Genomic DNA, 24,079 nt, shown 5'->3' on the forward strand with positions numbered 1-24,079 from the left:
CAACGAAGCGGGCGGCACCGGGTCGCAGTCCTGACCAAACGGCGGTACTTCGAAACGTCTTTTCAGCGCTTCCTCACGCCGTGCTCATGCCGCTCACCGGTCGACACGATAGTGCCTGCTCGACGAGAAGGAGGCAGATCTCATGACGATGGCGAACGGCGAGATGAACATTCGGTGGGTGCGCTGGGCCGGGTGGAGTGGCGCGGCGGGGCTGATTGCGGCGCCCCTCGTTGCGATGAAGGTAGCACCGCAGTCGGGCGTGGATTGGTCGGCCGGCGATTTCCTGTTCGCCGCTGCGCTGCTCGGCGTGATCGGGCTGATGCTCGAGCTTGCGGTCCGCCGTGCCCACGATTGGGCCTACCCTTTCGGCGCGCTGATCGGCATCGGCACCGGCGCACTGATGATCCTCAGCAATCTTGCGGTCGGCTACATCGGCGACGGCAGTGCGCCGATCAATCTGGTGCTGCTCGCGATCCCGGTTGTCGCGCTGGTTGCGTCGATATGCGTTGGTGGCAAGGCGGGGCGCTTGGCCGTGATTATGGCGCTCGCCGCTTTGGCGCACGCGATTGCCGGTGCGATCGGCTACCGGCAGGACACGCGTACCGGACTTATCACCCTGGTGTTCGTTGCTCTGTGGTCGAGCGCCGCAGCGCTGTTTCGTAAGTCCGGGCGCTAGCGCTTCGCCGGCATCTGGCCCCGCCAGATCCAACGCAGCACATCCGGGAGGATCTGGCCACCGTGATCATCGCTGTGACCGCCCGTGCCCCAGACGTAGCGGACGTCGTAGCGCGGCCCCTTGTCGCCTTGTTTGTCGGCATTGGTGTTCGCCCATTGGAGCGCCTTCACCATCTGCTGGTTGGCCAGGAACCAGTTGCCATGTTCGTTGTCGAGGTCGGCGCTGCCGTCCTGAAGGAAGATGCGAATGGGGCGGATCGGGCTCTTGCGGATCATTCCCGGGTAGAGATCGCCGCCGGGAACCAGAGGGGTGGTCGCAGTCGCCGCGCGATAGCCGATCGACGTGTAGCTGCCGATGAAGCTGATGACGTTGCCGAACGCCTGCGGACGGTGCCAGGCGGCGGTGAAGGCGGCGATGGCACCGCTGCTGGTGCCGCCGATAACCCGGCGCCTTGGATCGCTGCTGAACCGCCAGCGCTTGGCAACCTCCGGCATCAGCTCGTCGGTGAGCATCCGCACATAGTCGTCGTCTAGGTCATCATATTCCTCAACCCGGTGGTCCGGGTTGCTCATGCCCAGATTGTCGGGATAGCGCTGGCTGAGGTTGCCGGGCGTGACGAACAAGCCCAGCGTCGGTGGAATCTCCTTCTTGGAAATCAGGTTATCGAGCGCATTCTGCACCCGCAGCGAGCCGTCCGGATTGGTGGCGCGCTGTCCGTCCTGAAAGACGAGGAGGTTCGGAGGCCGTGCCGGACTGTAGCCAGCGGGGACGTAGACCCAGTAACGGCGAACCGTGCCGGGAAAAATCCTGCTGTGGAACTCGAACGGGCCTTTAAGGGTGCCATGCCGGACGGACGGGTCGGCGCGAGATGCGGCGGTGAGCGGATAAACCGTCTGCCCTGCCGCACTCGTGGCGGCGCAGCACAGCAGGCCGCCAATCATGATGGTTCGCATTCCCGCTTCCTTCCCGCTTCAGCCTAGCCGGGCATAAGCGCCAGGCAAGCGGCGGAAAAGAAAAGGGCGCCTGCGGCACGCAGACGCCCTCATCGGGTCGATGCCCGACTGATTACATCGCGTTGCCGGACGTGTTCATGTCGGTCATGTTGGTTTCGGCCGTCATGTTTCCGCTGGAATCCATCGTGCCGTTGACGTCCATGGCATTCATGTCGGCGGTCATGTTCATGTCGCCCATGTTCATGTCGGACGTGCCCATGTTCATGTCCATGGTCGACAGGTTGGCGTCAGCCGCCGTATTTTCCTCGGTGTTGCCGCCGCAAGCTGCGAGAACGGCACAGCCAAGGCCAATGGCGACGAATTTCATAATCTTCATTTGTATTCCCCTGACGTGGTGATTGTGCAAGCGCCCACCGACGATTGAACGTCGCGATTGTTCCTACAGTTTGGCGCATCGTGGCAAGCCACTGGCCCAAAAACCGTAGCGCAGGTCAGTGCGCCCCGCCTAAGCGCGGCGCGATGAACCGCGTCACCTCCCTCTTCTCTTATGGTACGCTGCAGCAGCCGGACGTGCAGCTCGGCACCTACGGACGCCGTTTGGAGGGTAGGGCCGATGTGCTGGTCGGCTTCCGGCTCGAGCCAATCACAATTCACGATCCCGACGTCGTGGAACTGTCGGGGATGGAGGTTCACACCATTGCCGTCCCAAGCGCGGGCGATCACGACCGGATCAGCGGTGTGGTGTTCGACCTTACGCCCGATGAAATTGCGGCCACGGACGATTATGAAGGGGGCAATTACCGGCGGGTGGAGGTGCAGCTGCTGAGCGGACGACGCGCCTTTGTCTATATCGCGCCCTGACGCCCCGCTCAGCTTCGCTTCAGGGCTCGCACTGCAGCAAGCGTCATGTCGACATGCTTGCTCCAGTCGCCTTCCGAATGGACCATGGCGATCCGGCCGTTGGGCGCGATGACGTAGGATGTGCGGTTGGTCAGGCCGGAATTGCCCATCGCGACATCATATTTGCCGATCACGTCCTTCGTCGCGGTCGCGACCGGGAAGGCGTTGCGGCACGCCTCGGCACTGAACTTCTTGAGGGTGGGGAGGTCGTCCGCCGACATGCCAACCACCTGGGCACCGGCCTTGCGGAACTGGGGCATTGCGTCGGAGAAGGCCTTCGCTTCCAGCGTGCAGCCCTGGGTGAATGCCTTGGGGAAAAAATAAAGAACTAGTGGTCCCTTGCGGAGCTGCTCGGTCAGGTGGAGGCGGAAGTCCTTGCCGCCGCGAGCGCCGGTGACAAAGAAGTCGGGGGCGACTGCGCCCTGCTTCAAGGCCGCGGACGCGGGCAGCGCGGCAACGGCAGCAACGATCAGTCCGGCAATTAGCTTGCGCATGGTGAGATTCCCTTAAGGTCGGGGCGCAGGATAGTGAGGCTGTCGCCACGTGCAACCGTGGAGGGCATCTGGACGCCTTCGCGGCGCATACCCACTTAGGCGGGATCAGAAAGCAAGGGAGAGGTTGATGGCGAATGGTCCGATGACGTGTCCGGTGGACGGCGCGACACTGGTGATGAGCGAGCGGTCCGGGATCGAGATCGATTATTGCCCCACCTGCCGCGGCGTTTGGTTGGACCGCGGCGAGCTCGACAAGATCATTGAGCGAAATGCAGCCTCACAGGCCGCAGCGCAGCCGTCTCCAGCGCCGCAAGCTCCGCCCGCGCCCACCCCGCCGCAGGGTCCTTGGGGTGCTCCTCAGCCTGGCTATCACCAAGGCTATGGTCACAAGCCGCACAAGCGGCGGAAGTCGTTCCTAGAGGAATTATTCGACTAGGGTGCAGTGCGTCGGTCACCGGCTGGACGCCAACCAGCCGGTCAGGACATAGAGGATCGGCACCACGGGGAACGTTGCGAAGGCGAGCACGACGAGGCCGAGGCGGATCAGCAGCGGATCGACATTGGTCAAATCGGCAAGACCCGCGGCCACGCCCATGATCTTTCCGTCGCGCTTGTTGAGAAGAAAACGGCTGGTCATTTCGAAAGCTCCGATAGAGGTGGGTTAGGCAACCGGCAGCGGGCCGACGGCGGTGCTGAGAAACAGCATGGCGGTGACGAACGCGGCGGCGAACGCGGTGGCGTGCTGGCGGCTGGCGGTGAAGATGGCAGTCATTGATCATTCCCTTTTTCTGGTTCGTGGCCCTTGAGTGGGTCCACGCCACCATTAATGCAGGGAGCGTGCCAAACTGAAAAACTCGTTTGTTTTCAGTAGGCGGTGACTGGGTCATCGTTGAAGTTGGCGCAATTCACACCGCCGTTTGGGAAATATCGCCAACCCGCTTTCCCAAGAAGCGCAGCGACGAGGCAATCCAGCGCAGCACTGGATTGCCTCGCTCCCTTGCTATGACAAACGTCGGCTACCCGTTGACGACAGTGCCGCCGTTTGGGTGCAGCACCTGGCCGGTCATGTAGCTTGAGTCCTCGCAGGCGAGGAACAGAAAGCTGGGCGCGACCTCGTTCGGCTGCCCCGGGCGGCCCATGGGCGCATTCTTGCCGAACTCGGGCACTTTCTCCGGCGGTTGCCCGCCTGACGGGTTGAGCGGCGTCCAGATCGGACCCGGCGCGACGCCATTGACGCGGATGCCGTCCTTCAACAGCGATTGGCTAAGCGAGCGGGTAAAGGCGGTAATGGCACCTTTGGTCGAGCTATAGTCGAGCAGGATTTCCTCCCCCTGATAGGAGGTGATCGAGGTGCAGTTCACGATGGCGGAGCCGCGCTTCAGATGCTGGCGCGCCGCCTGCGTCAGGTAAAACATCGAAAAGATGTTGGTCTGAAAGGTGCGCTTCAGCTGTTCTTCGCTGATGTCGCGGATGTCCTTGGCCCAATGCTGCTCGCCGGCATTGTTGACGAGGATATCTAGACCGCCCAGCTCGGCAACCGTACGGTCCACCACCAGCTGGCAAAAGTCCTTGTCGCCGAGATCGCCGGCAATGGTGATCGCCTTGCGGCCCTCGCCTTCGACGATCTGCTTCGTCTTCTCTGCATCGTCATGCTCGCACAGGTAGACGATTGCGACATCAGCGCCTTCGCGGGCGTAGAGTGCCGCGACCGCTCGGCCTATTCCGCTGTCCGATCCGGTGATGATCGCCACCTTACCTTCGAGCCGGCCGGATCCAGGATAGCGGGGCTGCCATTCGGGTTTGGGATCGAGCTGGCTCTCGTGACCAGGCTCATTGTCCTGGTGCACCATGGGTTCAATGACGTCCGACATGCCTATCTCCTCTTTGCCGATGTGAACGGCGGGAGTGTCGGAGCGTTCCTGTGGTTGGTCGATTCCGGGCGGCGGTTAACCGCGGCGAGCGGACGCCAGAATCACGCGCGGAGCCTCGCGCTTGGGCGTGGTTGCGGAGGCGCCGAGCGGCGCGCTCACTTCGCGGCACTCAGCCATCAGTTCAGGGAAGTCGAGGTCGGTGCTACGGGCCAGCGCCGCATCAACGTTCGCGACGCATTCTGCCTTCGTGGCGTAGTGCGTCGGCTCCGTCGCGACCGGCGTGCAGGCGCCGCTGCCGTCGGCGCAGCCTAGGATTGCGATGATGAAATAGCCTGCGCCCATGGCACTGAATTCCCGCGATTAACTTGAATCAACAACCCAGAAATTATGCCGTTGTTCCAAACGGTTCGTCGCATTGTTTGTGCTGCAGCGCACCACTTCCTACATGAGTGCGGCCCATGACCTCCGCCGCCGCCGATCCCGTCAAACCCAACGCCAGCGTGCGTACCTTGTTGCGCTTCCTGCCGATGCTCTGGCCGGCGGGTCAGCGCGAGCTGAAAGCCCGCGTCATTGCCGCCGTTGTGCTGGTGCTTGCAGGCAAGGGCGCAGTGCTGGTGATGCCCTTCGCCTACAAGGCGGTGGTCGACCGCATGACGGGCGGCGGTGCGGTGTTCGGCATCGTTGCCATGCTGGTGCTTGCCTACACGCTGGCGCGGTTCGCGGGCGTGCTGTCGGACAATCTGCGCAACGCCTTGTTCGAAAAGGTCGGTCAGAGGGCGGCGCTGACGCTGGCGGGCCAAGTGTTCCGCCATGTGCATGACCTGTCGTTGCGCTTCCATCTCGAGCGGCGGACGGGATCGCTGACCAAGATCGTCGAGCGCGGGACCAAGAGCATCGACACGATGCTCTACTTCATCCTGTTCAACATCGGCCCGACGATCATCGAGCTCGCGGCCATTTGCGCCATCTTCCTGGTGAAGTTCGGTTTCGGGCTGGTCGCGGCGACTTTGGTGATGGTGGCGGTGTATATCACCTTTACGAAGGTGGTGACCGAGTGGCGGGCCAAGCTTCAGCGCGAGATGAACGACGTCGACAATCGCGCCATCGGCCGCGCCGTCGACAGCCTGCTGAATTATGAAACGGTCAAGTATTTCGGCGCGGAGGAGCGGGAGGCTCGGCGCTACGAGGAGGCGGTGGACGCCTTTACGCGCGCCGCCGTCCGCAACGAAACGTCGCTTGCCTGGCTTAATATCGGTCAGTCGCTGATCACCAACGCGATGATGGCCGGCGCGATGATCTTCACCGTCTGGGGCTGGAGCCAGGGCCGGTTCACGCCGGGCGACGTGGTGCTGGTCAATTCGCTCCTGATGCAGCTGTTCCGCCCGCTCGACATGCTGGGCTGGGTCTATCGATCGATCCGCCAGGGGCTGATCGACATGGAGGCGATGTTCGAGCTTCTGGATACGCCGGCCGAGGTGGTGGACGCGGAAGGCGCCCCGCCGCTTGTTGTGAGCCAGGGCCATATTCGCTTCGAGGGCGTCCACTTTGGCTATGAGGACGGGCGCGAGATCTTGAAAGGTTTGGACCTCGACGTTCCAGCGGGCCAGACGATCGCCGTCGTCGGTCCATCCGGTGCCGGCAAGTCGACCCTCGCGCGGCTGCTTTATCGCTTCTACGATCCGCAAGCCGGGCGCATCACCATCGACGGTCAGGACCTGGCGCAGGTTCAGCAGAAAAGCGTGCGCGCCGCCATCGGCATCGTTCCTCAAGACACGGTGCTGTTCAACGACACGATTGCCTACAACATCGGCTACGGGCGCGGGGATGCCGGGCAGGACGAGGTCGAGGCTGCAGCACGCGGTGCGTCGATCGACAGCTTCATCGCCTCGCTTCCGAACGGATACCAATCGATGGTCGGCGAACGCGGGCTGAAATTGTCGGGCGGCGAGAAGCAGCGTGTGGCCATCGCGCGGACCCTGCTGAAGAACCCGCCCATCCTCGTTCTGGACGAGGCCACCAGCGCGCTCGACACGCGGACCGAGCAGGCGATCCAGGACACTCTAGACCGTGTCTCGCAGAGCCGCACGACGATGGTGATTGCCCACCGGCTGTCGACCATCGTCGATGCGAACCGGATCGTCGTGCTGGATCAGGGGCGGGTTGCCGAGCAGGGCACGCATGACGAACTGCTGCGGCGCGGCGGGCTTTATGCCGAATTGTGGGAGCGGCAGGCGGCCGAGCGGGTGCTCGAGGAAACGGCGCAGGCGGCTGAATAGCCGCCGCGGATCAGGCGAGCGGGCGCGCCTTGCCCGAGGAGCGAACCGGCGCACTGGCGCCATTGTTGGTGCGCTCCGAACGGCATTCGGCGACCAGCTTGTCGCCGGGGCGGCTCAGCGCGCCAAGAATGTCGGCGCGGTCGGCCAGGCAAGCGGACTCGCTGCGATAGGCCGCCGGCATGGTCATCATCGGTTTGCAGCTGTCGCCCTGGCCGCAGGCCATCACGACCATGACGAATGAGATTGGACCCACGACTTCGACTCCATCAACCAGCGAATTCAGGCAGCGATAGGACGCGTCTGTTACAGTTTGGGGACTGCACATCTTTCGTGCTCCGCTCGTAGTGGATTGCTTCGTCGCGCCGCTCCTCACAATGACGAGGAGGTGACCTCCCCTCGGGACATCCTCAAGACAACCTTCGGCTTCGATCATTTCCGCGGTGTGCAGGAACAGGTGGTCGACCGGGTCATGGCGGGACGGCACACTTTGGCGGTGATGCCGACGGGGGCGGGCAAGTCGCTTTGCTACCAGCTGCCGGCACTGGCGCGTCCGGGCACGGCCTTGGTCATCTCCCCGCTTATCGCGTTGATGCACGATCAGATCCGCTCGGCGGAAGCCTTCGGAATCCGTGCGGCATCACTGACATCCGCCGATGAGAACCGCGAGCGGACGATCGACCGCCTGCGAGCCGGCGAGCTCGACCTCATCTATGCCGCGCCGGAGCGGGCGACCACCGAGGGCTTCCGCCGGTTGATCGACCGCGTGCCATTGTCGCTGATCGCTATCGACGAAGCCCATTGCGTCAGCGAATGGGGGCATGACTTCCGGCCCGATTACCGCCTGCTCCGGCCTCTGCTCGACGCCTTTGCGGATGTGCCAAGGCTGGCGCTGACCGCCACCGCTGATGCGCGAACGCGCGCCGACATCCTGGCGCAGCTCGGCATCGCGGAGGACGGCCTGATCATCTCCGGCTTCGACCGTCCCAACATCCGCTACCATGTGCAGCCGCGGGACGGATTAGGTGGTCAGCTGAAGGCGCTGCTCGCCGCGCATCCGGGCCCCGGGATCGTCTACGCACCGAGCCGAGACGGAGCGGAGAAAATCGCCGAGCAGGTGGCGGGCGGCGGGCGGAAGGCGCTGCCCTATCATGCCGGGCTGGAGCCCCAGGTACGTGCCCGCAATCAAGCTGCGTTCGTCGCGTCGGAGGAGATGGTGATCGCGGCCACTGTCGCCTTTGGCATGGGCATCGACAAGCCGGACGTCCGTTTCGTCGCGCACGCGGGCATCCCAAAGTCGGTCGAGGCATATTACCAGGAGACGGGCCGCGCCGGCCGCGACGGCGACCCGGCGGAGGCATGGCTGTTCTGGTCGGCCGAGGATTTCGCCCGCGCGCGCCGCCGCATCGAGACTGAGGTGGAGCCGGATCGTCGCCCAGGTGAGCGCGATCGGCTTAACGCCCTGGCAGCCTTCGTCGAGACGGCAGGCTGCCGCCGCGCCGTGCTGCTGCGCCACTTCGGCGAGGACCCGCCGGAAAGTTGCGGCAATTGCGACAATTGCCTGAACCCGCCGCAGACGGTGGATGCAACCGAGATCGCGCGCAAATTGCTGTCGGCGGCCTTTCGGACCGAGATGCGCTTTGGGGTCGCGCACCTCACCGACGTGCTGGCCGGCAACGACAATGACAAGGTGCGCAGCTTCGGGCACGACCGGCTGTCCGTGTTCGGCATTGCGTCGGCCGATGAGCTGCAGCTCGTGCGGCCTGTGTCGCGAGCATTGATCGCCCGCGATGCGTTGCGAGCCGATGCCTATGGCGGGCTCTCGTTCGGACCCGCAGCCAAGGCCATCTTGAAGGGCGGGGAAGAGGTGCGCATCACCGTACCGCCCAAGCGCCAGAAAGCGAAACGACCGCGGGATGGAGGCCCGGCCGATCCGATGTTCGATTCGCTTCGGGAAGCCCGCCGCGCACTGGCCAGCGAGCAGGGGGTGCCGCCCTACGTCATCTTTCATGACAGCGTCCTGCGCGACATTGCGGCAGCTCGCCCGCAGAGCCTCCACGAGTTGGCGCGAATATCCGGCGTGGGCGAAACCAAGCTTCAGCGTTATGGTCAGGCCATGCTCGACGCCGTTGCGGCGCACATTAAGGACAGCGACCATGCACCAGCTTGACGACAAGACCTTGGTCAGCGGGCAAATCCTGCCCGAGCAGGTGGCAGGGCTGAAAAGTCAGGGGATCACCGCCATCGTCAACAATCGCCCCGACGACGAGGAACCGGGTCAGCCCGCCGCGGCCGAGATTAAGGCCGCCGCCGAGGCCGCCGGACTATCCTACTGTCACATCCCCATTGCGCGCGGCATCGGCCCGGCGGATGCCGAGGCGATGCGCGACGCCATCAACGGTGCCGAGGGCAAGGTTCTGGCTTTCTGCCGCTCCGGCGCGCGGTCGACCTATGCCTGGGCAGTCGCGCAGGCCGGGGAGGGACGCGCACGCGACGAGATCGAGGCCGCCGCAGCGCGCGCGGGGTACGATCTCGCACCGGTCGCGCACCTGCTTTAGGGATCAGGCGAGCGTCCGTATCTTCGCGGTCAGGTTGTCGCGATCGGCAAGGCGTAGTCCGAAGTCGCTTTCCAGCACCGCGCAGACCTCGTCGGGCGCAAGACGGCGGCGTTGAGTATCCTCGCCAGGCTGGTGCGTCGTATAATCCAGATTGCGCAGTGCAAGGCGGCGGCCCGCCGGTGAGCGGGCGGCGACCAGCGAGAAGGTGAAGTGCGACGCCGGGCTGGTCGACGTCCACCAGTTGCCAAGCGCATCGTCAATCGCCAGCGCCTGTTCCAGCGTGAATCGGTAGGTCGTCCGCCACTCGCCGCGGATCTCGATCTGCTGACGCCACTCGCCATCCTTTTCAAGCAGGCGGAAGCGTTCGTGCGGCGTCTCCTGCGGAACGCCCGATTCCAGCCGAAGCAACCCGGTACAGACCGCGCCGCCGAAGCCGACATCGGCCAGCACCGGACCGTCCGGCAAGTCGACCATCAGCAATTTGTGGGTGCGCGGCGTTTCGGCATCTTCATCCTGCATCCACAGCACGCGGGCGGCGAGTGGCGTGAACTTAAAGCCGAGTGTTTCGAGAACATGCGCCAGGAGACCGTTCTGCTCGAAGCAATAGCCGCCACGACCACCGTGGACGAGCTTGGCCATGAATGCGTCGGCGGTCAGCTCCACCGGAATGCCGAGAAACGGATTGAGGTTTTCGAAAGGGATGACGCCGGGATGAAGCGCGACGATCCGAGCAAGGGTCTCGCGGTCAGCGCGCGCCTCACCTTCAAAGCCGATGCGAATGAGATAAGCCTGGAGGTCCGCCGCCGAGAGGCTCAAGCGGCGGTGCCCCCGACCGTGATGCCGTCGATCAGCAGGCTTGGCTGGCCCACGCCCGCGGGCACCGACTGCCCACCCTTGCCGCAGATGCCGATACCTTCGTCGAGCGACAGGTCGTTGCCGATCCCCTTGACGCGGGTCAGCACGGTGGGCCCGTCGCCGATCAAGGTCGCGCCTTTGATCGGTGCGCCAACCTTGCCGTTCTCTATTCTGTAGGCCTCGGTGCAGCTGAAGACGAACTTGCCGCTCGTGATATCGACCTGTCCGCCGCCGAAGCTCTTGGCGTAGATGCCGTTTGGAACGCGCGTGATCAGCTCGTCCGGATCGTCCTGGCCGCCGAGCATGAAAGTGTTCGTCATGCGCGGCATCGGTGCGTGGGCGAAGCTCTCGCGGCGGCCGTTGCCCGTCGGTTCCATGCCCATCAGCCGGGCGTTCAGCCGGTCCTGAAGATAGCCCTTGAGAATACCATCCTCGATGAGGACGGTGCGGCCGGTGGGAGTTCCTTCATCATCGATGGTCAGCGATCCGCGCCGCTCGCCGATCGCTCCCTCGTCGATCACGGTGACGCCGGGGGCCGCAACCCGTTCACCGATCCGGCCGGAGAAAGCGGAGCTGCCCTTGCGATTGAAGTCGCCCTCCAGGCCGTGGCCGACCGCCTCGTGAAGCAGCACGCCGCACCAGCCGGGACCTAGCACGACCGGCATTTCGCCGGCCGGCGCGGCGACAGATTCAAGATTGGTCAGCGCCTGCGCCAAGGCCATGTCGATGGCGCGGCTCCACTCTTCCGGGCGGAACAGGCGGTCGTAAAGGTAGCGGCCGCCCAAGCCGTGGTAGCCGGTCTCGCGGCGGCCGTTCTGCTCGGCGACGATCTGGACGTTGAGGCGGACCAACGGGCGCACATCGGTCGCCATGAAACCATCGGGGCGGACGATTTCCACCACGCTCCAGCTTCCGGCAAGCGATACGCTGACCTGGGCAACACGAGGATCCCGGGCGCGGGCGGCAGCGTCGACCTGCTGGCACAAAGCGACCTTTTCGGCGAACGGCACCAGCGACAAAGGATCCGCCGCGCCATACATCGCCTGGTTGGTGCGCTGCGGCGCTGCTGCCGCCGGACCCTTCGCAGGATCGAGCAAGCTAAGCGTCGCAGCAGCACGGTCGATGGCGGCGGCGCTGATCTCATTGGCGTGAGAGAAGGCGGTGGTCTCGCCAGTCACGCCGCGCAGGCCAAAGCCGGAAGCGGTGTTATAGTCGGCGGTCTTCAGCCGTCCGTCATCGAAGGCAAACGCCTCGCTGGCCGTATATTGAAGGTAGAGTTCGCCATCATCGCAGGCGCTTAGGTGACGGGCGGCAAGCCGGCGCGCCTCGTCAGGGTCCAGCGCATCGCGGTACAGGAAGCGCCTCGGATCCAAGGCGCTCATGCGGCCTGGCTGTCGGCCACCCCGCCTTCCAGCACGAAACGACGGTCGCAATAGCCGCACTCGACAAAGCCGACTTCCGGATCGATCCGCAGGAACACGCGCGGATGACCCAGCGCGGGGGAGATGTCGCCGGAGCCGTCGCAGGCGACCTGGAGCGTCTTGATCTTCAGGGTTTCGGGAGGCGGGGGAGCTTGCATGGACCTCAAGTAGCAACGCCGGGGGCATGCTTCAATTGAGTCCGTTGCTTGTCGGTCGCGTCGGCGAGACCTATGCCGCTGAGGATGAGCGACGCCGCGATACGGATTGAGAATCTCTGCAAAACCTATGCCGGCGGCAAGCGGGCGCTGAACGATGTCTCGCTGGACATACCGCGGGGACAGATCTTCGGCCTGCTCGGTCCCAACGGGGCGGGCAAGTCGACCATGATCAACATCCTCGCCGGGCTGGTGATGAAGACGAGCGGCGCCGTCTCCATTTGGGGCTTCGACATCGACGAGCGGCCGCGCAACGCCAAGCGTGCGATCGGCATCGTCCCGCAGGAGATCTTGTTCGACCCCTTCTTCACGCCGCGCGAGGCGCTGGAGATCCAGGCCGGCTTGTACGGGATTCCGCCATCCGAGCGACGGAGCGATGCTTTGCTTGCGGCCATGCACCTGACCGACAAGGCGCATGCTTATTCCCGGACCCTGTCGGGCGGGATGAAGCGGCGGCTCCTGGTTGCGAAGGCGATGGTCCATTCGCCGCCCATCCTGGTCCTCGACGAGCCAACGGCCGGGGTCGACATCGAGCTTCGCAAGCAGTTGTGGAGCTATGTGAAGCAGTTGAACGCCCAGGGCGTGACGGTGGTGCTGACCACCCATTATCTCGAAGAGGCCGAGGAACTGTGCGACCGCATCGCCATCATCAACCACGGTGAGGTGGTCGCGAACGAGCCGACTCGGACGTTGATCGCGCGGGCACAGGAAAAGGCGGTGGTCGTCACCGTCGACCGCGACATCGATAAGGTTCCCGAGGCGACCTGCTTTGACCGGATCGCGCAGTTGGACGAGCGAACGATCGAGATCGGCTATCGCAAGGACAAGGTGAACGCGGGCGAGGTGCTCGCCGCCGTGCAGCGGGACGGGTTGGGGATCGTCGATGTGCGAACGCGCGATCCCGATCTCGAAGATGTGTTCCTGAGCCTTACGAGCGAGGCTGCGGCTTGAGCCAGCAATTCGACGTACTGATCGTTGGGTCGGGCGCGGCAGGGCTGACGGCGGCGCTGAACCTTGCCGAGCATCGCAAGGTCGGGGTGATCGCCAAAGGTGCGCTGAACGAAGGGGCGACCGGCTGGGCGCAGGGCGGCATCGCCGCCGTGCTTGAAGAAGGCGACACCTTCGACGCCCACGTCAACGACACGATGATAGCCGGCGCAGGGCTCAACGACCGGGATGTCGTCGAGCATGTCATTGCCGGCGCGCCCGCCGCCATCGAGCGGCTGGCGGAGCTTGGCGTGCCCTTTGCGGCGGGTGAGGACGGCAATCGCTGGCACCTGACGCGGGAAGGCGGGCACAGCCACCGCCGCATCGTCCACGTCGCCGATGCGACCGGCGCGGCGGTGCAGCGCGCGTTGGAGGAGGCAGCGCTCAAGAACCCGAACATCACTTTGGTGCCCGACATGGTGGCGATCGACCTCATCACCGGCCGGCACGCCACGAATTTTTCGACCAGTGGGGCGATCCACGGCCTTTACGCCTTCAACCGCAAGACGAAGCGGGTGGAGACGCTGACGGCGCGGGCGACCATTCTCGCCAGCGGCGGTGCGGGGCGCGCCTATCTTTATTCCACGGCGCCGCGCGGCGCGACGGGCGACGGCATAGCGATGGCCTGGCGGGCAGGCTGCCGAGTCTCCAATATGGAGATGATGCAGTTCCACCCGACCTGCCTTTACAATCTGGAGGTCAAGAACTTCCTGATCACCGAGGCGGTGCGCGGCGAGGGCGGGCAGCTCAAGCATCCGGTCACCGGAAAGCGCTTCATGCTAGACTATGACGAGCGCGCGGAGCTTGCCCCGCGCGATGTCGTCGCCCGGGCCATCGACAATGAGATCAAGCGTGACGGCCTCGACTATGTCCACCTCGACATCTCGCACCGTGACCCAGTGTTCGTGCGCGAGCATTTCCCGAACATCTACGACCGGCTGATCGCGCTGGGGATCGACATCACCGCTCAGCCGATACCCGTGGTCCCGGCCCAGCATTACACCTGCGGCGGGGTGATGGTGGACATCCATGGCTGCACCGATGCGCCCGGCCTGTATGCCGCGGGAGAAGTTACGGAATCCGGGCTGCACGGCGCCAATCGTCTGGCGTCCAACAGCCTGCTCGAATGCCTGGTCTTCGGAGAGGCCGCAGCGAGGCACATCCTACAATCGTGGGACAGCCTGGCCGAGGTGCCGGAGATCCGCGTCTGGGACGAAAGCCGCGTCACGAGCAGCGACGAAGAAGTCGTGATTCAGCAGATCTGGGGCGAAATCCGCCGGTTCATGTGGAACTTCGTGGGCATCGTCCGAACCACCAAGAGGCTGGAGCGGGCCAAGCGGCGCATTGACATGCTCCGACAGGAAGTCACCGATTATTATGCCAATTTCCGCGTGACGCCTGACCTGATCGAGCTCAGGAACCTGGTGGAGGTCGCGGACCTGATCATCCGATCAGCCCTGCACCGGCACGAAAGCCGGGGGCTACACTTCACGCTCGATTATCCGACGACAGCGCCCGAAGCGAAGGACACGCTGCTGGTGCCTTGAACGCAAACGGGCCCGGCGGCGCCGAGCCCGTCCTTGCGACTGGTTATTTAGGCAGCCTGTTTGACCACCGGCAGTTCCGCAACTTCCGCAACCAGCGCGGGGCCGCGCTTGGGCGATGTACGGAGGTGGGTCGAATATAGCGTCAGGCCGGTGAACATGATGCCGCCCACCAAATTGCCGAGCACGGTCGGGATCTCGTTCCACAGGAAGTAATCGGCGATCGAGAAGTCTCCGCCCATCATCATCGCGGTTGGGAACAAGAACATGTTCACGATCGAATGTTCGAATACCATGTAGAAGAACAGCATGATCGGCATCCACATGGCGATCACCTTGCCGCTGACATGGGTCGAGATCATCGCGCCGACGACGCCCGCAGAGACCATCCAGTTGCACAGCATGCCGCGCACGAAGATGGTGAGCCAGCCGGCGAGGCCGTACTGCTCATAACCGAGCGTACGATCGACGCCGATGTTGGCAAGCTTCTGACCCACGGCATTGGGCTCGACCGAGAAACCGTAGGTGAAATAGACGGCCATCAGGAAGGCGGTGGTAAGCGCCCCGGCGAAGTTGCCGGTGAATACCAGACCCCAGTTGCGCAACACGCCGCTCCAGGTGCACCCTGGGCGTTTGTCGAGGACCGCCAGCGGCGCCAGCACGAATACGCCGGTGAGCAGGTCGAAGCCGAACAATAGCAGCATCACGAAACCCACGGGGAACAGGATGGCGCCCGCGAGCGGCTGGCCCGTTTGTACATTGATGCTGACGGCAAAGGCGGCGGCGAGCGCCAGGATGGCGCCGGCCATGTAGGAACGGATCAGCGTGTCCTTCGCGGACATGAAGATCTTCGCCTCGCCGGCGTCGACCATCTTGGTCACGAAATCGGTGGGTTGGAGGTAAGCCATGGTTCGTCCCCTTGTTCGGATGTTTGGCGATCAGGCGGCCTGCGGAATGACGGCGGCTCGGGCGATCAGGATGCGGCCGGCGACCACCCGCACCGGAATGGTCGGAACGCAGCCCTCATCGGGCGCCGCCGCTTCACCGGTGACGAGTGAGATCTTCCAGTCGTGCAAGGGGCAGGCCACCTTGTCGCCCTGCACGATGCCCTGGGAGAGCGGCCCGCCCTTGTGCGGACAGCGGTTCACCAGCGCGTAGACGCGGTTGTCGCCGGTACGGAACACGGCCAGTTCCTCGCCGCCTGCCACCGGAACGCTCCGCGCCCCACGCAGTGGGATCTGCTCGACCGGGCCGAGGTCCAACCAGTCGGCGATCAGGCCGTTGTCGTTCATGCGGTCACCATCGGACGGACTTCCGCCATTGGGCTGTGGAGATAGCGGTCGGCGCCGGCGGCCCGCTCTGCCCAGGGGTCGTCCTGCGAGAAGCTCTGCGAATAAGCGAAGCGGCGGGCGAGCTCCGAGCGGAGGTCGGCATCGTCGGCGATCCGGGTCTTGATGAAGTCGAGGCCGACCCGCTCGATCCATGGTGCGGTGCGCTCGAGGTAGCGGGCCTGTTCGCGATAGAGCTGTACGAAGGCCGCCGCATATTCGAGCACGTCCTCCTCCGTTCCAACCTTGCAGAGGAGGTCGGTGACCCGGACCTTCATCCCGCCATTGCCGCCGACGTGGAGCTCGTAGCCGCTGTCGACGCAGACCACGCCCAGATCCTTGATGGTCGCTTCCGCGCAGTTGCGGGGACAACCGGACACGGCGATCTTGAATTTGTGCGGCATCCAGCTGCCCCAGGTCAGCCGCTCCAGCTTGACCCCCAGCCCGGTCGAATCCTGCGTTCCGAAGCGGCACCATTCGGAGCCGACGCAGGTCTTCACCGTGCGCAGCGACTTGCCGTAGGCATGACCCGAGACCATGCCGGCAGCGTTAAGGTCGGCCCAGACCGCGGGCAGGTCGTCCTTCTTGATGCCGAAGATGTCGATTCGCTGCCCGCCGGTGACCTTCACCAGCGGCGCTTCATATTTCTCAACGACGTCGGCAATCGCGCGAAGCTCACGCGGGTTAGTGATGCCGCCCCACATGCGCGGCACCACCGAGTAAGTGCCGTCCTTCTGAATGTTGGCGTGCATCCGTTCGTTGACGAAGCGGCTCTGCTGGTCGTCGCGATACTCGCCGGGCCAGGCGCACAGCAGATAGTAATTCAACGCCGGACGGCAGGAGGAACAACCGTCCGGCGTCGACCAATGCAATTCCTGCATTACCTGCGGAATCGCCTTGAGCTGCTTGTCGACGATATGCTTTCGGACCTCGTCGTGGGTGAAGCTGGTGCATTTGCACATCGTCTTCACCGCCCGCTCGCCGGCATATTCCGCGCCGAGCGTCAGTTTCAGCAAGCACTCGACCTGGCCGGTGCAGGAGCCGCACGAGGCGCTCGCCTTGGTGTTGGCGCGAACGGCATCGAGCGTCGTCGAGCCATTGCGGATGGCGTAGGTGATGGTGCCCTTCCAGACGCCGTTACACCCACAAATTTCGGCCGTGTCGGGCAGCGCCGCCACGGCCGAAGTAGGGTCCGCGGCGTTTCCTCCTTCGGCATAGGCCTGGCCAAGGATCAGCCGCTCGCGGAGCTCGCCGATGTCCTCGCCGCGCTTGAGAAGATCGAAATACCAGCTGCCGTCGGCGGTGTCGCCGTAGAGCACGGCGCCGACCAATTTGTCTTCGCGAACGACCAGCCTTTTATAGACGCCGCGGCAGGCATCACGAAGGACGATGTCCTCACTTTCGCCGCTGCCGCTGAAGTCGCCGGCTGAGAAGACGTCGATTCCCGACACCTTCAGCTTGGTCGAGGTGACGGAGCCTTCGTAGCCCGTGTGCTGCTCGGTCAAACCGTCGGCGAGCGAGCGGCACATGTCGAAGAGGGGCGCGACCAGGCCGTAACAGGTGGAGCGATGCTCGACGCATTCACCGACCGCAAGAATTGACGGGTCCGAGGTGACGAGGTGATCGTCGACCTGCACTCCGCGTCCGACCTCAAGCCCCGCCGCCTTCGCAAGTTCCGTGTTGGGCCGAATGCCGACTGCCATAACGACGATGTCGGCGGGAAGCTCACGCCCGTCCTTCAGGCGGACCCCGGTGACATGGCTGTCGCCCATGATCTCGGCAGTGTCGGCCTGGGTGATGATCTCCATCCCCGGCGTTCCAGTTCCTGCCGGAGCAGCCAGCCGGCCGCTTCGTCGAGCTGCCGCTCCATCAGCGACCCCATCAGGTGCAGCACCGTGACCTTCATGCCGCGGAGCGACAGGCCGTGCGCCGCCTCAAGCCCGAGAAGGCCGCCGCCGATCACCACCGCATGACCGCCGCGCTCCGCCGCCTCAACCATGCGGTCGACGTCATCGAGATCGCGAAAGGTGACGACGCCGGGCAGATCCTTGCCGGGAACGGGGATGATGAACGGATCGGAGCCGGTGGCCAGGATCAGCTTGTCGTAGGGCCGGATCTTGCCCGAGGCGGCGCGGACCAGTTTCGCCGCTCGGTCGATCTCGACCACCGGATCGCCCGCGAGCAGCTCGATGCCGTTCGACGCATACCAGCGCTCGTCGTTGATCACGATCTCGTCGTAGGTCTTCTCTCCGGCAAGCACCGGGGAGAGCATGATGCGGTTGTAGTTCACTCGCGGCTCGGAGCCGAAGATCGTCACCCGAAAGCGGTTCGGATCGCGTGCAATCACTTCTTCGACAGCACGGCAGCCCGCCATGCCGTTGCCGATGACGACGAGGCGTGCGCGGCTGTCTGCCGCTTGCTCGCCCTTCCCTGCCGTCTCTGGATCGCGATACATTGCTCGTCTCCGAAACATGAAAAAAGCCGCCGTCGACCTGGCCCTTGCGGGTGGTCGGCGGCGGCATTGCCTGATCTCTGGGCTGCATCGGCTCCGGCCCTGGAGCGATGCAGCGAATGGTGAACCTCTTTGTTCGCCTGCGAAGGTCACGCAATCAAGCGAATGGCGCAAGCCCTAATGGTGCGTTGCAGCACGAATGCCAATTTTTCACGCTCAGTACGCCCATTCCACCTGGAGCCAGGCCTTCTCCGTGTCGGTCGCGAACTGGCGCGCATCGTAGCCCGCATATTTGGCTGTAACCGTCCACCGCCCCTTCTTCGCGGCGATGATCGCGTTCCACTCATTTCCGTAATGCTGGCCGAGCCTGTCGCTCCGGTACCGATGATAGGTCACCGCCGGGCCGATGCTGTCGAAGCCGAACTGCTTCTTCCAGCCGTAAGCGACACTTGCGTAGAGATCGCGAAGGCCGTTGGGCGGCGCGGTCAGGAACTTGTCGGCCCAGCCGTTGAACTTGTGCAGCGTCGCCAGCGGAGTCTGGAAGCTTGTGAAGGCCACTCCCTTGTCGGCACCAAGTACTTCGCGCCCAAGGACCAGTTTCCAAGGCCCGCTTTCAACCCCCGCCTCGGTGAGAAGGTAATTGGAGACATAGTCGTTGGGATTGCGCTGGTAGTCCGCCTGCGAGGCGAAGCTGAATGCATAGGTAAGCTTTGCAGCCTTCGACAACGGCTTGGCGCCTGCGACACGAATGCCGAGCGTCTTGCTCGACTGGCGATAAAGCGAAACGACCTGCTCGTTCTGATCGATTAGGACCGCGAAAGCAGAGACGTTTCCGATCGGGGTCGGGTGGCCGAGGTTGGCGAACAGGTAATTGCCGTCCACCGCCTGCTGACGCCCGCCAACGCCATCGCGTCCCCAGATGGTCCGCACCGACCAGGAATAAGTAAGGTCTGCCTTCAGCCCCTTGGGATCAGCATATTCCAGCCGCACCGCATCGAAGGTCTGCTCATTCTGTCGCCATCCGCTGTTGCCGACGAAGCGCTGGTCCTCGATCAGGATGCGCTGCCGTCCGCCGGTCACCACCGTCCTGGCCAGACCGCGATATTGCAGCTGCAGCCGATTCAGCTCGAGGTTCTTGGGGTCGGAAACCAGCGGGTACCCGGCCTTGCCGTTGAACCCGCTGTCATAGTCGTGGTTCAGCGGCACGGTCGCTTCGGCCTCACCCAGCAACCGCCAAGCGCCCATGCTCGCCTCCGCGCCGCCGCGGGCCCGCAATGTCGTTGCATTCGCTTCGTCCGCGAAGCCGTCCTGGTCGACGAATTCGTGGCGGACACGAAGGTCCAGCAACGGCGTGACGGCGGTCGCTTCCGCGAAGGCCGGTGTGGCCATTGCCGATGTTGCAGCCGCTGCAATCATGGCGGCGAGCCGTCGTTTGCCCTTCTGTTTCACCCTGCCCCCCCATTCAAACAAGAAAGCCGCTCACCGGAAGAACCGGTCAGCGGCTGTGCTGGTCATCGTTCGAGCCTTCACCTCAGCTTCGAGGGGCGGCCCTATGGCGCATTGCTGCGCTGCACCATTGTTGCTTCAGGCGACCGGACGGATCAACCCCGATTGCTGCTTGGCGATATATTCACCGATACGTTCCGGATCGAAGACTTCGCCATCGAAGAAGCGGTCTGGCGCGAGGGTCAGATTGCCTTTGGGGGATGCCGCCGGATAGTCGACGCCGAGACTGCCCTCCACCTTCAGGCTGGCGGTCGGCAGCGGAGTTTCGCTGAGTGCGAGCGCCCGCCGGTAGATGTCCGAGCGGAAGACCTTGGATGCGGCAAGCTCGGCTTCCCCGGACGCCGGAAGGTAGTTCCAGCGGACCAGCTGTGAGTAGATCCACAACGCCTGGCTTCGCCACGGGAAGTTGGCGGCATGGCGATGCAGCAGCAGATAATTGGGCGAGTGGACTTCCTCGCCGCGCGAACTCAGCAGCAGCTTACCGGTCAGCGCCCGGCTTAGAAAGCGGTCGGGGCGGCCGACATATTCGTCGCGCGCCAAGATGCCGGCCAGCTCGTCGCGGTTGTCGGGTTGGTCGCACCAGCGGGCTGCATCGTCGAGCGCTCGCAGGAGATCGTCGACGGTATCGGCGTGACTTTCCGCCCAGTCTTCGCGAAAGGCCAGCAGCTTCTCCGGCCCGCTTTCCCAGATGCGCGCGCTGATTGCGACGATCTCGCCCACCCCCGCGTCGACAGCGACGCTGTTCCACGGCTCGCCGACGGTGAAGCCATCGATCTCGCCCCTACCCAGCGCGTCCACCATCAAGGGGGGCGGAACCACGCGAAGCTCGATGTCGCGATCCGGGTCGATGCGGGCGTAAGCAAGCCAGTAGCGCAAGGCCAGCGCGTGGGACGAGAAACGGTGCACGACGGCGATGACCGGCCGTCGGTCGAGGCTCGGCAAAACGGAGGCCAGCGCACGCGCCGTTGCCGCCGGATCGGTCACACGCTGCAGCGGATCGCCACCGAGCGCCGTCGCCAACGACCGCGAAAAGGTGATGGCATTGCCGTTGGTGTTCAGCTTGAACGGCGCCGCGATCGGCGCGCGGTGCTGGCTCAGCCCCAGGCTGACGCCCACGGCAAGAGGCGCCAGAAGATGCGCCGCCTGCACCTGACCGTAGACCAAGCGATCGCGGACGGTCGCCCATGACACGTCGCGGACCAGATTGAGATCGATGCCCCGCGCCTCGGCAAATCCCTTCTCCTTGGCTGCGACCAGGACGGCACAATCCGTCAGGGGAATGAAGGCGATGGAAATGGGGGTCATCGGGCTTTGCCCTCCAACAGGTCGTTCGCGGTCAGCAGCGCGTCGGCGACCTCGGCAATACGCTTGCTCTGGCGCATCGCAGCGGTGCGCAACAAGGCGTAGGCCTCGGCTTCTCCAAGGCCCTTGCTGTTCATGAGAAGCAGCTTGGCCCGGTCGATCGTCTTGCGCTCGGCAAGCTCGGTCTTCGCTTCGCTGAGCTCCCGCTTCAGGTTGGAAAACGCGTTGAAGCGGCGGATCGCCAGATCGAGGACGGGTTTGACGCGGTCCTTGCGAAGCCCATCCACCACGTAGGCCGAAACGCCGGCGTCGATTGCGGCGCCGATCATCGCCTCGTCGCTCTGGTCGACGAACATGGCGATAGGCTTGGCAAGCGCGCGGCTGACGTTGAGCATTTCCTCGAGCGTATCGCGGTTGGGCGAGCCGAGGTCGAAGATGACCACGTCCGGCGCCAGGCGCTCGACATCGGCAACGAACGCGCCGGCCGGAGCAACCCTGAAGATGTCGGTAAAGCCGGCCTCGCGAAGACCTTCCTCGACGACGACGGACCGGAGGTCACTTTCGTCGATGATCACGATTCGCAAGCGGCAGGCCCCATGTTGCAGTGCAGCGGAACTGCCGGTGGGCCGCCAGCTTCGTCAATCCGGCGCGAATTCTTCACGTGGTGCCGGCGCCGGCCGCCGGTCTTCAGTCGCGAAACAGCAGGGGCGCCATCTGATACAGGCTGCGGCGCCATGTCTGGAATTCATGACCCGTGTTGGGCGAGACGTAGAAGACGCTCGGGTAACCGGCCTGCTTCAGGTCCTGCGCATTCTTGCGGGGGTCCGAGGGGGGAACTCCCGGTGGCGTGCGCATCCCGCGTTCCAATTCGCGGCTGCCGAAGCTGACGAACACCAGCTTCACCTTGTCCTTGAAGCCGGCCGTCTTGGTGACGTCGTCGAGCGAGAAGGTGCCGCCGCTGAGCAAGCCGATATGGCTGAACTTGTCCAAGTGGTTGGGCGCGATCAGCTTGGTTTCAAAGCCGCCCATCGACAGGCCGGCCATGGCCCGGTGCTTCTGGTCGGACAGCGTGCGGAAGTGGCTGTCGACGTAGGGCACCAACTCGTCGAGCAGCACGGTCTGGAACGGCTTGATATTGAAGGCCGCAAGTCCGCCGGGCTGACCGGGCCGGATGTCGTTGGTCATGCCATAGGTCATGACGATAATGAACGGACGGGTTTTTCCCGCAGCGATCAGATTGTCCATGATGAGGTTGGCATGGCCCTGGTTGGACCAGGCCGTCTCATCCTCGCCCCAGCCATGCTGGAGGTAGAGCACGGGGTATCGCGTGCTCTGGTTCTTGTCGTAGCCGGGCGGCGTGTAGACGAACGCCCGGCGGGATGTGCCGGTGCTCGGCGAGGGAAACAGCACCTGCTGAACGTGGCCATGCGGCACATCCTTGAGCGCGTAGAAGTCCTGGTCGTGCGCGGGGATCTCGATCCCGCTCTCCCACCGCGTCGAGCCGTAGAAGTTGAGCGAACCGGGATCGTTGAAGGTGCCGCCGTCGACGGTCAGGTGGTAATAATGGAAGCCCTCGTCGAGCGGACCTTCGGTGGTTCCGGTCCAGGTCCCGTCGGCTTGCTTCGCCAGCGTGGTGCCGCCACGCCCGCCAAGACCGAGGCTGACCTTCACGGCATCCGCCTCCGGCGCCTTGATCTTGAAGCGGACATAGCCCTGCGAGTTAACCTGGGGGAACTCCTGGCCCGGCTGGTTCAGCGAGGACGGCTTGAAGTCCTCAACGATCGGCGCGGTTGCAGCAGCGGCCGGAGTTTGCGCCGTCGCGGCTGGCGTAGCGGCCACCGCGGAGAGCAAAGCGATCACGAGGCGTCGGTTCATTTGGTCCCCTCCCGGAAAAGCAGCCGTTTTCGGCTCGACTCAATTGTCCGACTTATTGCAGCACTCCCCCGCTGCGGCAAGCTGTTATGGGCTATTACTGGATCGTGTGTTCGGAGAGCACCGGCGCGTAGCGGCTTGAAACAGGCAACCGCCGCCCGTTCTGGAGCGCGACCTCGACAACGCCCTTCCGGTCGCGGACCAGAACGTCGATCTTTCGCCATGGCACCAGGTAGGAACGGTGAACCCGAACGAAGCCCGACCTGCCAAGCACCCGCTCCGCATTGCGCATGGTCTGCCGCCAGATGACCGTCCGGCTTTCGGTGTGGAGTTCGACGTAATTGCCGGCTGCGCAGGCGAACAGGATTTCAGCCGGCGGGACCGGCGGGAAGCTGCTGCTCGGGACGACGTCGGCGTGCTCGCCGTCAGACCGCCGCAGAGGGTATAGAGCAGCTCCGAGCAGGGCGACACCGAGCAGAGGCACCCGAGTGAAGAAGGCCCGCTCGGCGCCCGATCCCAGCAATAAAGCCGCGCCGGCACTCGCAATGTAAGCCACGCTGCCGAGCAGAAGCGCGAGTCCGATCAGCGATCGCCGCGACGGCAAGGTCGCGGCGCGGTGCTGAAAGAGGAACACGCCGGCGACCCAAGGGCTGAGCGTCGCAATTGCCCAGATCATGCTTCCCAACACGTCGATCGCATGCGGCTCGAACAGCAGTTCGTAAGCGAGACAGTAGATCGCGCCGGCCGGGATCAGCAGCAATGGCGTGAGCCGCTGAATTCCACTGGATTTCAGCTTGGCCAATAGTGTTACGCTCAATCCTGCGGCTCCTCTCTTGGTCGCCATGCTGACATGAACCTTCTTCATTGCCCAG

Annotated in this window: 25 protein-coding genes and 1 pseudogene; 8 read left to right on the top strand and 18 right to left on the bottom strand. The window is 64.2% G+C overall.

Annotated elements, in window-relative coordinates; genetic code table 11:
* Positions 1-142 precede the first annotated feature (142 nt).
* Complete coding sequence (locus G7077_RS06550) at positions 143-676, top strand: hypothetical protein (RefSeq protein WP_166410999.1); 534 nt, start codon at positions 143-145, stop codon at positions 674-676.
* On the opposite strand, the gene G7077_RS06555 is transcribed toward G7077_RS06550, so the two are convergent.
* Together G7077_RS06555 and G7077_RS06560 are read right to left on the bottom strand one after the other, a co-directional pair.
* Positions 673-1,629, bottom strand: a complete 957-nt coding sequence (locus tag G7077_RS06555; RefSeq protein ID WP_166411000.1) for an alpha/beta hydrolase — start codon at positions 1,627-1,629, stop codon at positions 673-675. The genes G7077_RS06550 and G7077_RS06555 overlap by 4 nt on opposite strands.
* Before the next feature lie 112 nt (positions 1,630-1,741).
* Positions 1,742-2,005 (bottom strand): hypothetical protein, encoded by a 264-nt coding sequence (locus tag G7077_RS06560; RefSeq protein ID WP_166411001.1) that lies wholly within the window; start codon positions 2,003-2,005, stop codon positions 1,742-1,744.
* 143 nt (positions 2,006-2,148) lie between these two features.
* On the opposite strand from G7077_RS06560, the gene G7077_RS06565 reads away from it, so the two are divergent.
* A complete protein-coding gene (locus G7077_RS06565) occupies positions 2,149-2,490 on the top strand; it encodes a gamma-glutamylcyclotransferase family protein (RefSeq protein ID WP_166411002.1) in 342 nt (113 codons plus the stop codon).
* Positions 2,491-2,498: 8 nt separating this feature from the next.
* Here the strand turns inward: G7077_RS06565 and G7077_RS06570 are convergent, their stop codons facing one another.
* Positions 2,499-3,023: a peroxiredoxin gene (locus G7077_RS06570; protein WP_166411003.1), complete on the bottom strand. Its 525-nt coding sequence runs from the start codon at positions 3,021-3,023 to the stop codon at positions 2,499-2,501.
* A 127-nt stretch (positions 3,024-3,150) separates the two neighbouring features.
* Here G7077_RS06570 and G7077_RS06575 point away from each other — a divergent pair, with 127 nt between their 5' ends.
* Positions 3,151-3,459, top strand: coding sequence for a TFIIB-type zinc ribbon-containing protein (locus G7077_RS06575; protein WP_246167458.1), 309 nt, complete (start codon positions 3,151-3,153; stop codon positions 3,457-3,459).
* 15 nt (positions 3,460-3,474) lie between these two features.
* Here G7077_RS06575 and G7077_RS06580 read toward each other — a convergent pair whose 3' ends face one another.
* The 3 genes from G7077_RS06580 to G7077_RS06590 form a co-directional block, all read right to left on the bottom strand.
* Positions 3,475-3,660, bottom strand: coding sequence for a PspC domain-containing protein (locus G7077_RS06580; RefSeq protein WP_166411004.1), 186 nt, complete (start codon positions 3,658-3,660; stop codon positions 3,475-3,477).
* A 379-nt stretch (positions 3,661-4,039) separates the two neighbouring features.
* On the bottom strand, positions 4,040-4,894 hold the full coding sequence (locus G7077_RS06585; RefSeq protein ID WP_166411005.1) for an SDR family oxidoreductase: 855 nt from the start codon (positions 4,892-4,894) through the stop codon (positions 4,040-4,042).
* Positions 4,895-4,969: 75 nt separating this feature from the next.
* The gene (locus G7077_RS06590) at positions 4,970-5,236 is read right to left on the bottom strand and encodes a hypothetical protein (RefSeq protein WP_166411006.1); all 267 of its coding nucleotides are present in this window, start codon (positions 5,234-5,236) and stop codon (positions 4,970-4,972) included.
* A gap of 116 nt (positions 5,237-5,352) precedes the next feature.
* Here G7077_RS06590 and G7077_RS06595 point away from each other — a divergent pair, with 116 nt between their 5' ends.
* Positions 5,353-7,170 (top strand): ABCB family ABC transporter ATP-binding protein/permease, encoded by a 1,818-nt coding sequence (locus G7077_RS06595; RefSeq protein ID WP_166411007.1) that lies wholly within the window; start codon positions 5,353-5,355, stop codon positions 7,168-7,170.
* A gap of 10 nt (positions 7,171-7,180) precedes the next feature.
* Here G7077_RS06595 and G7077_RS06600 read toward each other — a convergent pair whose 3' ends face one another.
* The gene (locus G7077_RS06600) at positions 7,181-7,423 is read right to left on the bottom strand and encodes a hypothetical protein (RefSeq protein ID WP_166411008.1); all 243 of its coding nucleotides are present in this window, start codon (positions 7,421-7,423) and stop codon (positions 7,181-7,183) included.
* A 132-nt stretch (positions 7,424-7,555) separates the two neighbouring features.
* Here G7077_RS06600 and recQ point away from each other — a divergent pair, with 132 nt between their 5' ends.
* Together recQ and G7077_RS06610 are read left to right on the top strand one after the other, a co-directional pair.
* Positions 7,556-9,337 (top strand): DNA helicase RecQ, encoded by a 1,782-nt coding sequence (gene recQ, locus G7077_RS06605; RefSeq protein WP_166411009.1) that lies wholly within the window; start codon positions 7,556-7,558, stop codon positions 9,335-9,337.
* A complete protein-coding gene (locus tag G7077_RS06610; protein WP_166411010.1) occupies positions 9,324-9,725 on the top strand; it encodes a protein tyrosine phosphatase family protein in 402 nt (133 codons plus the stop codon). Before recQ ends, G7077_RS06610 begins: the two co-directional genes overlap by 14 nt.
* 3 nt (positions 9,726-9,728) lie before the next feature.
* Here the strand turns inward: G7077_RS06610 and G7077_RS06615 are convergent, their stop codons facing one another.
* From G7077_RS06615 to G7077_RS06625, 3 genes are read right to left on the bottom strand one after another with little or no spacing between them, the layout of a single operon-like run.
* The gene (locus G7077_RS06615) at positions 9,729-10,541 is read right to left on the bottom strand and encodes an arylamine N-acetyltransferase family protein (protein ID WP_166411011.1); all 813 of its coding nucleotides are present in this window, start codon (positions 10,539-10,541) and stop codon (positions 9,729-9,731) included.
* Complete coding sequence (tldD, locus tag G7077_RS06620; protein WP_166411012.1) at positions 10,538-11,962, bottom strand: metalloprotease TldD; 1,425 nt, start codon at positions 11,960-11,962, stop codon at positions 10,538-10,540. Before tldD ends, G7077_RS06615 begins: the two co-directional genes overlap by 4 nt.
* Positions 11,959-12,159 (bottom strand): zinc-finger domain-containing protein, encoded by a 201-nt coding sequence (locus G7077_RS06625; RefSeq protein WP_166411013.1) that lies wholly within the window; start codon positions 12,157-12,159, stop codon positions 11,959-11,961. The genes tldD and G7077_RS06625 overlap by 4 nt, the downstream gene beginning before the upstream one ends.
* Positions 12,160-12,243: 84 nt before the next feature.
* On the opposite strand from G7077_RS06625, the gene G7077_RS06630 reads away from it, so the two are divergent.
* Positions 12,244-13,167, top strand: a complete 924-nt coding sequence (locus tag G7077_RS06630) for an ABC transporter ATP-binding protein (protein ID WP_166411014.1) — start codon at positions 12,244-12,246, stop codon at positions 13,165-13,167.
* Positions 13,164-14,750, top strand: a complete 1,587-nt coding sequence (gene nadB / locus G7077_RS06635) for an L-aspartate oxidase (protein WP_166411015.1) — start codon at positions 13,164-13,166, stop codon at positions 14,748-14,750. The genes G7077_RS06630 and nadB overlap by 4 nt, the downstream gene beginning before the upstream one ends.
* 47 nt (positions 14,751-14,797) lie before the next feature.
* On the opposite strand, the gene G7077_RS06640 is transcribed toward nadB, so the two are convergent.
* The 8 genes and pseudogenes from G7077_RS06640 to G7077_RS06675 form a co-directional block, all read right to left on the bottom strand.
* The gene (locus G7077_RS06640; protein ID WP_166411016.1) at positions 14,798-15,655 is read right to left on the bottom strand and encodes a formate/nitrite transporter family protein; all 858 of its coding nucleotides are present in this window, start codon (positions 15,653-15,655) and stop codon (positions 14,798-14,800) included.
* 30 nt (positions 15,656-15,685) lie between these two features.
* Positions 15,686-16,039, bottom strand: a complete 354-nt coding sequence (nirD, locus tag G7077_RS06645; RefSeq protein ID WP_166411017.1) for a nitrite reductase small subunit NirD — start codon at positions 16,037-16,039, stop codon at positions 15,686-15,688.
* Positions 16,036-18,530: pseudogene (gene nirB / locus G7077_RS06650) on the bottom strand (nitrite reductase large subunit NirB). Before nirB ends, nirD begins: the two are co-directional and overlap by 4 nt.
* A 213-nt stretch (positions 18,531-18,743) precedes the next feature.
* Positions 18,744-19,976: an alginate export family protein gene (locus G7077_RS06655; RefSeq protein ID WP_246167460.1), complete on the bottom strand. Its 1,233-nt coding sequence runs from the start codon at positions 19,974-19,976 to the stop codon at positions 18,744-18,746.
* Between the two features lie 135 nt (positions 19,977-20,111).
* A complete protein-coding gene (locus G7077_RS06660; protein WP_166411018.1) occupies positions 20,112-21,338 on the bottom strand; it encodes a CmpA/NrtA family ABC transporter substrate-binding protein in 1,227 nt (408 codons plus the stop codon).
* The gene (locus G7077_RS06665) at positions 21,335-21,919 is read right to left on the bottom strand and encodes an ANTAR domain-containing response regulator (protein ID WP_166411019.1); all 585 of its coding nucleotides are present in this window, start codon (positions 21,917-21,919) and stop codon (positions 21,335-21,337) included. The genes G7077_RS06660 and G7077_RS06665 overlap by 4 nt, the downstream gene beginning before the upstream one ends.
* Before the next feature lie 103 nt (positions 21,920-22,022).
* Entirely contained in the window at positions 22,023-23,210 is a 1,188-nt protein-coding gene (locus tag G7077_RS06670; protein ID WP_166411020.1) for an alpha/beta hydrolase, read from the bottom strand.
* A 94-nt stretch (positions 23,211-23,304) separates the two neighbouring features.
* Positions 23,305-24,072, bottom strand: coding sequence for a LytTR family DNA-binding domain-containing protein (locus G7077_RS06675; protein WP_166411021.1), 768 nt, complete (start codon positions 24,070-24,072; stop codon positions 23,305-23,307).
* Positions 24,073-24,079: the final 7 nt, after the last annotated feature.

The organism is Sphingomonas piscis, assembly GCF_011300455.1.
Lineage (GTDB): Bacteria > Pseudomonadota > Alphaproteobacteria > Sphingomonadales > Sphingomonadaceae > Sphingomicrobium > Sphingomicrobium piscis.

Coding starts and splice junctions, on each gene's coding strand:
- G7077_RS06550 (WP_166410999.1), top strand. CDS start 143: ATGACGATGGCGAACGGCGAGATGAACATTCGGTGGGTGCGCTGGGCC.
- G7077_RS06555 (WP_166411000.1), bottom strand. CDS start 1,629: ATGCGAACCATCATGATTGGCGGCCTGCTGTGCTGCGCCGCCACGAGT.
- G7077_RS06560 (WP_166411001.1), bottom strand. CDS start 2,005: ATGAAGATTATGAAATTCGTCGCCATTGGCCTTGGCTGTGCCGTTCTC.
- G7077_RS06565 (WP_166411002.1), top strand. CDS start 2,149: ATGAACCGCGTCACCTCCCTCTTCTCTTATGGTACGCTGCAGCAGCCG.
- G7077_RS06570 (WP_166411003.1), bottom strand. CDS start 3,023: ATGCGCAAGCTAATTGCCGGACTGATCGTTGCTGCCGTTGCCGCGCTG.
- G7077_RS06575 (WP_246167458.1), top strand. CDS start 3,151: ATGGCGAATGGTCCGATGACGTGTCCGGTGGACGGCGCGACACTGGTG.
- G7077_RS06580 (WP_166411004.1), bottom strand. CDS start 3,660: ATGACCAGCCGTTTTCTTCTCAACAAGCGCGACGGAAAGATCATGGGC.
- G7077_RS06585 (WP_166411005.1), bottom strand. CDS start 4,894: ATGTCGGACGTCATTGAACCCATGGTGCACCAGGACAATGAGCCTGGT.
- G7077_RS06590 (WP_166411006.1), bottom strand. CDS start 5,236: ATGGGCGCAGGCTATTTCATCATCGCAATCCTAGGCTGCGCCGACGGC.
- G7077_RS06595 (WP_166411007.1), top strand. CDS start 5,353: ATGACCTCCGCCGCCGCCGATCCCGTCAAACCCAACGCCAGCGTGCGT.
- G7077_RS06610 (WP_166411010.1), top strand. CDS start 9,324: ATGCACCAGCTTGACGACAAGACCTTGGTCAGCGGGCAAATCCTGCCC.
- tldD (WP_166411012.1), bottom strand. CDS start 11,962: ATGAGCGCCTTGGATCCGAGGCGCTTCCTGTACCGCGATGCGCTGGAC.
- G7077_RS06625 (WP_166411013.1), bottom strand. CDS start 12,159: ATGCAAGCTCCCCCGCCTCCCGAAACCCTGAAGATCAAGACGCTCCAG.
- G7077_RS06630 (WP_166411014.1), top strand. CDS start 12,244: ATGAGCGACGCCGCGATACGGATTGAGAATCTCTGCAAAACCTATGCC.
- G7077_RS06640 (WP_166411016.1), bottom strand. CDS start 15,655: ATGGCTTACCTCCAACCCACCGATTTCGTGACCAAGATGGTCGACGCC.
- nirD (WP_166411017.1), bottom strand. CDS start 16,039: ATGAACGACAACGGCCTGATCGCCGACTGGTTGGACCTCGGCCCGGTC.
- G7077_RS06660 (WP_166411018.1), bottom strand. CDS start 21,338: ATGACCCCCATTTCCATCGCCTTCATTCCCCTGACGGATTGTGCCGTC.
- G7077_RS06670 (WP_166411020.1), bottom strand. CDS start 23,210: ATGAACCGACGCCTCGTGATCGCTTTGCTCTCCGCGGTGGCCGCTACG.
- G7077_RS06675 (WP_166411021.1), bottom strand. CDS start 24,072: ATGAAGAAGGTTCATGTCAGCATGGCGACCAAGAGAGGAGCCGCAGGA.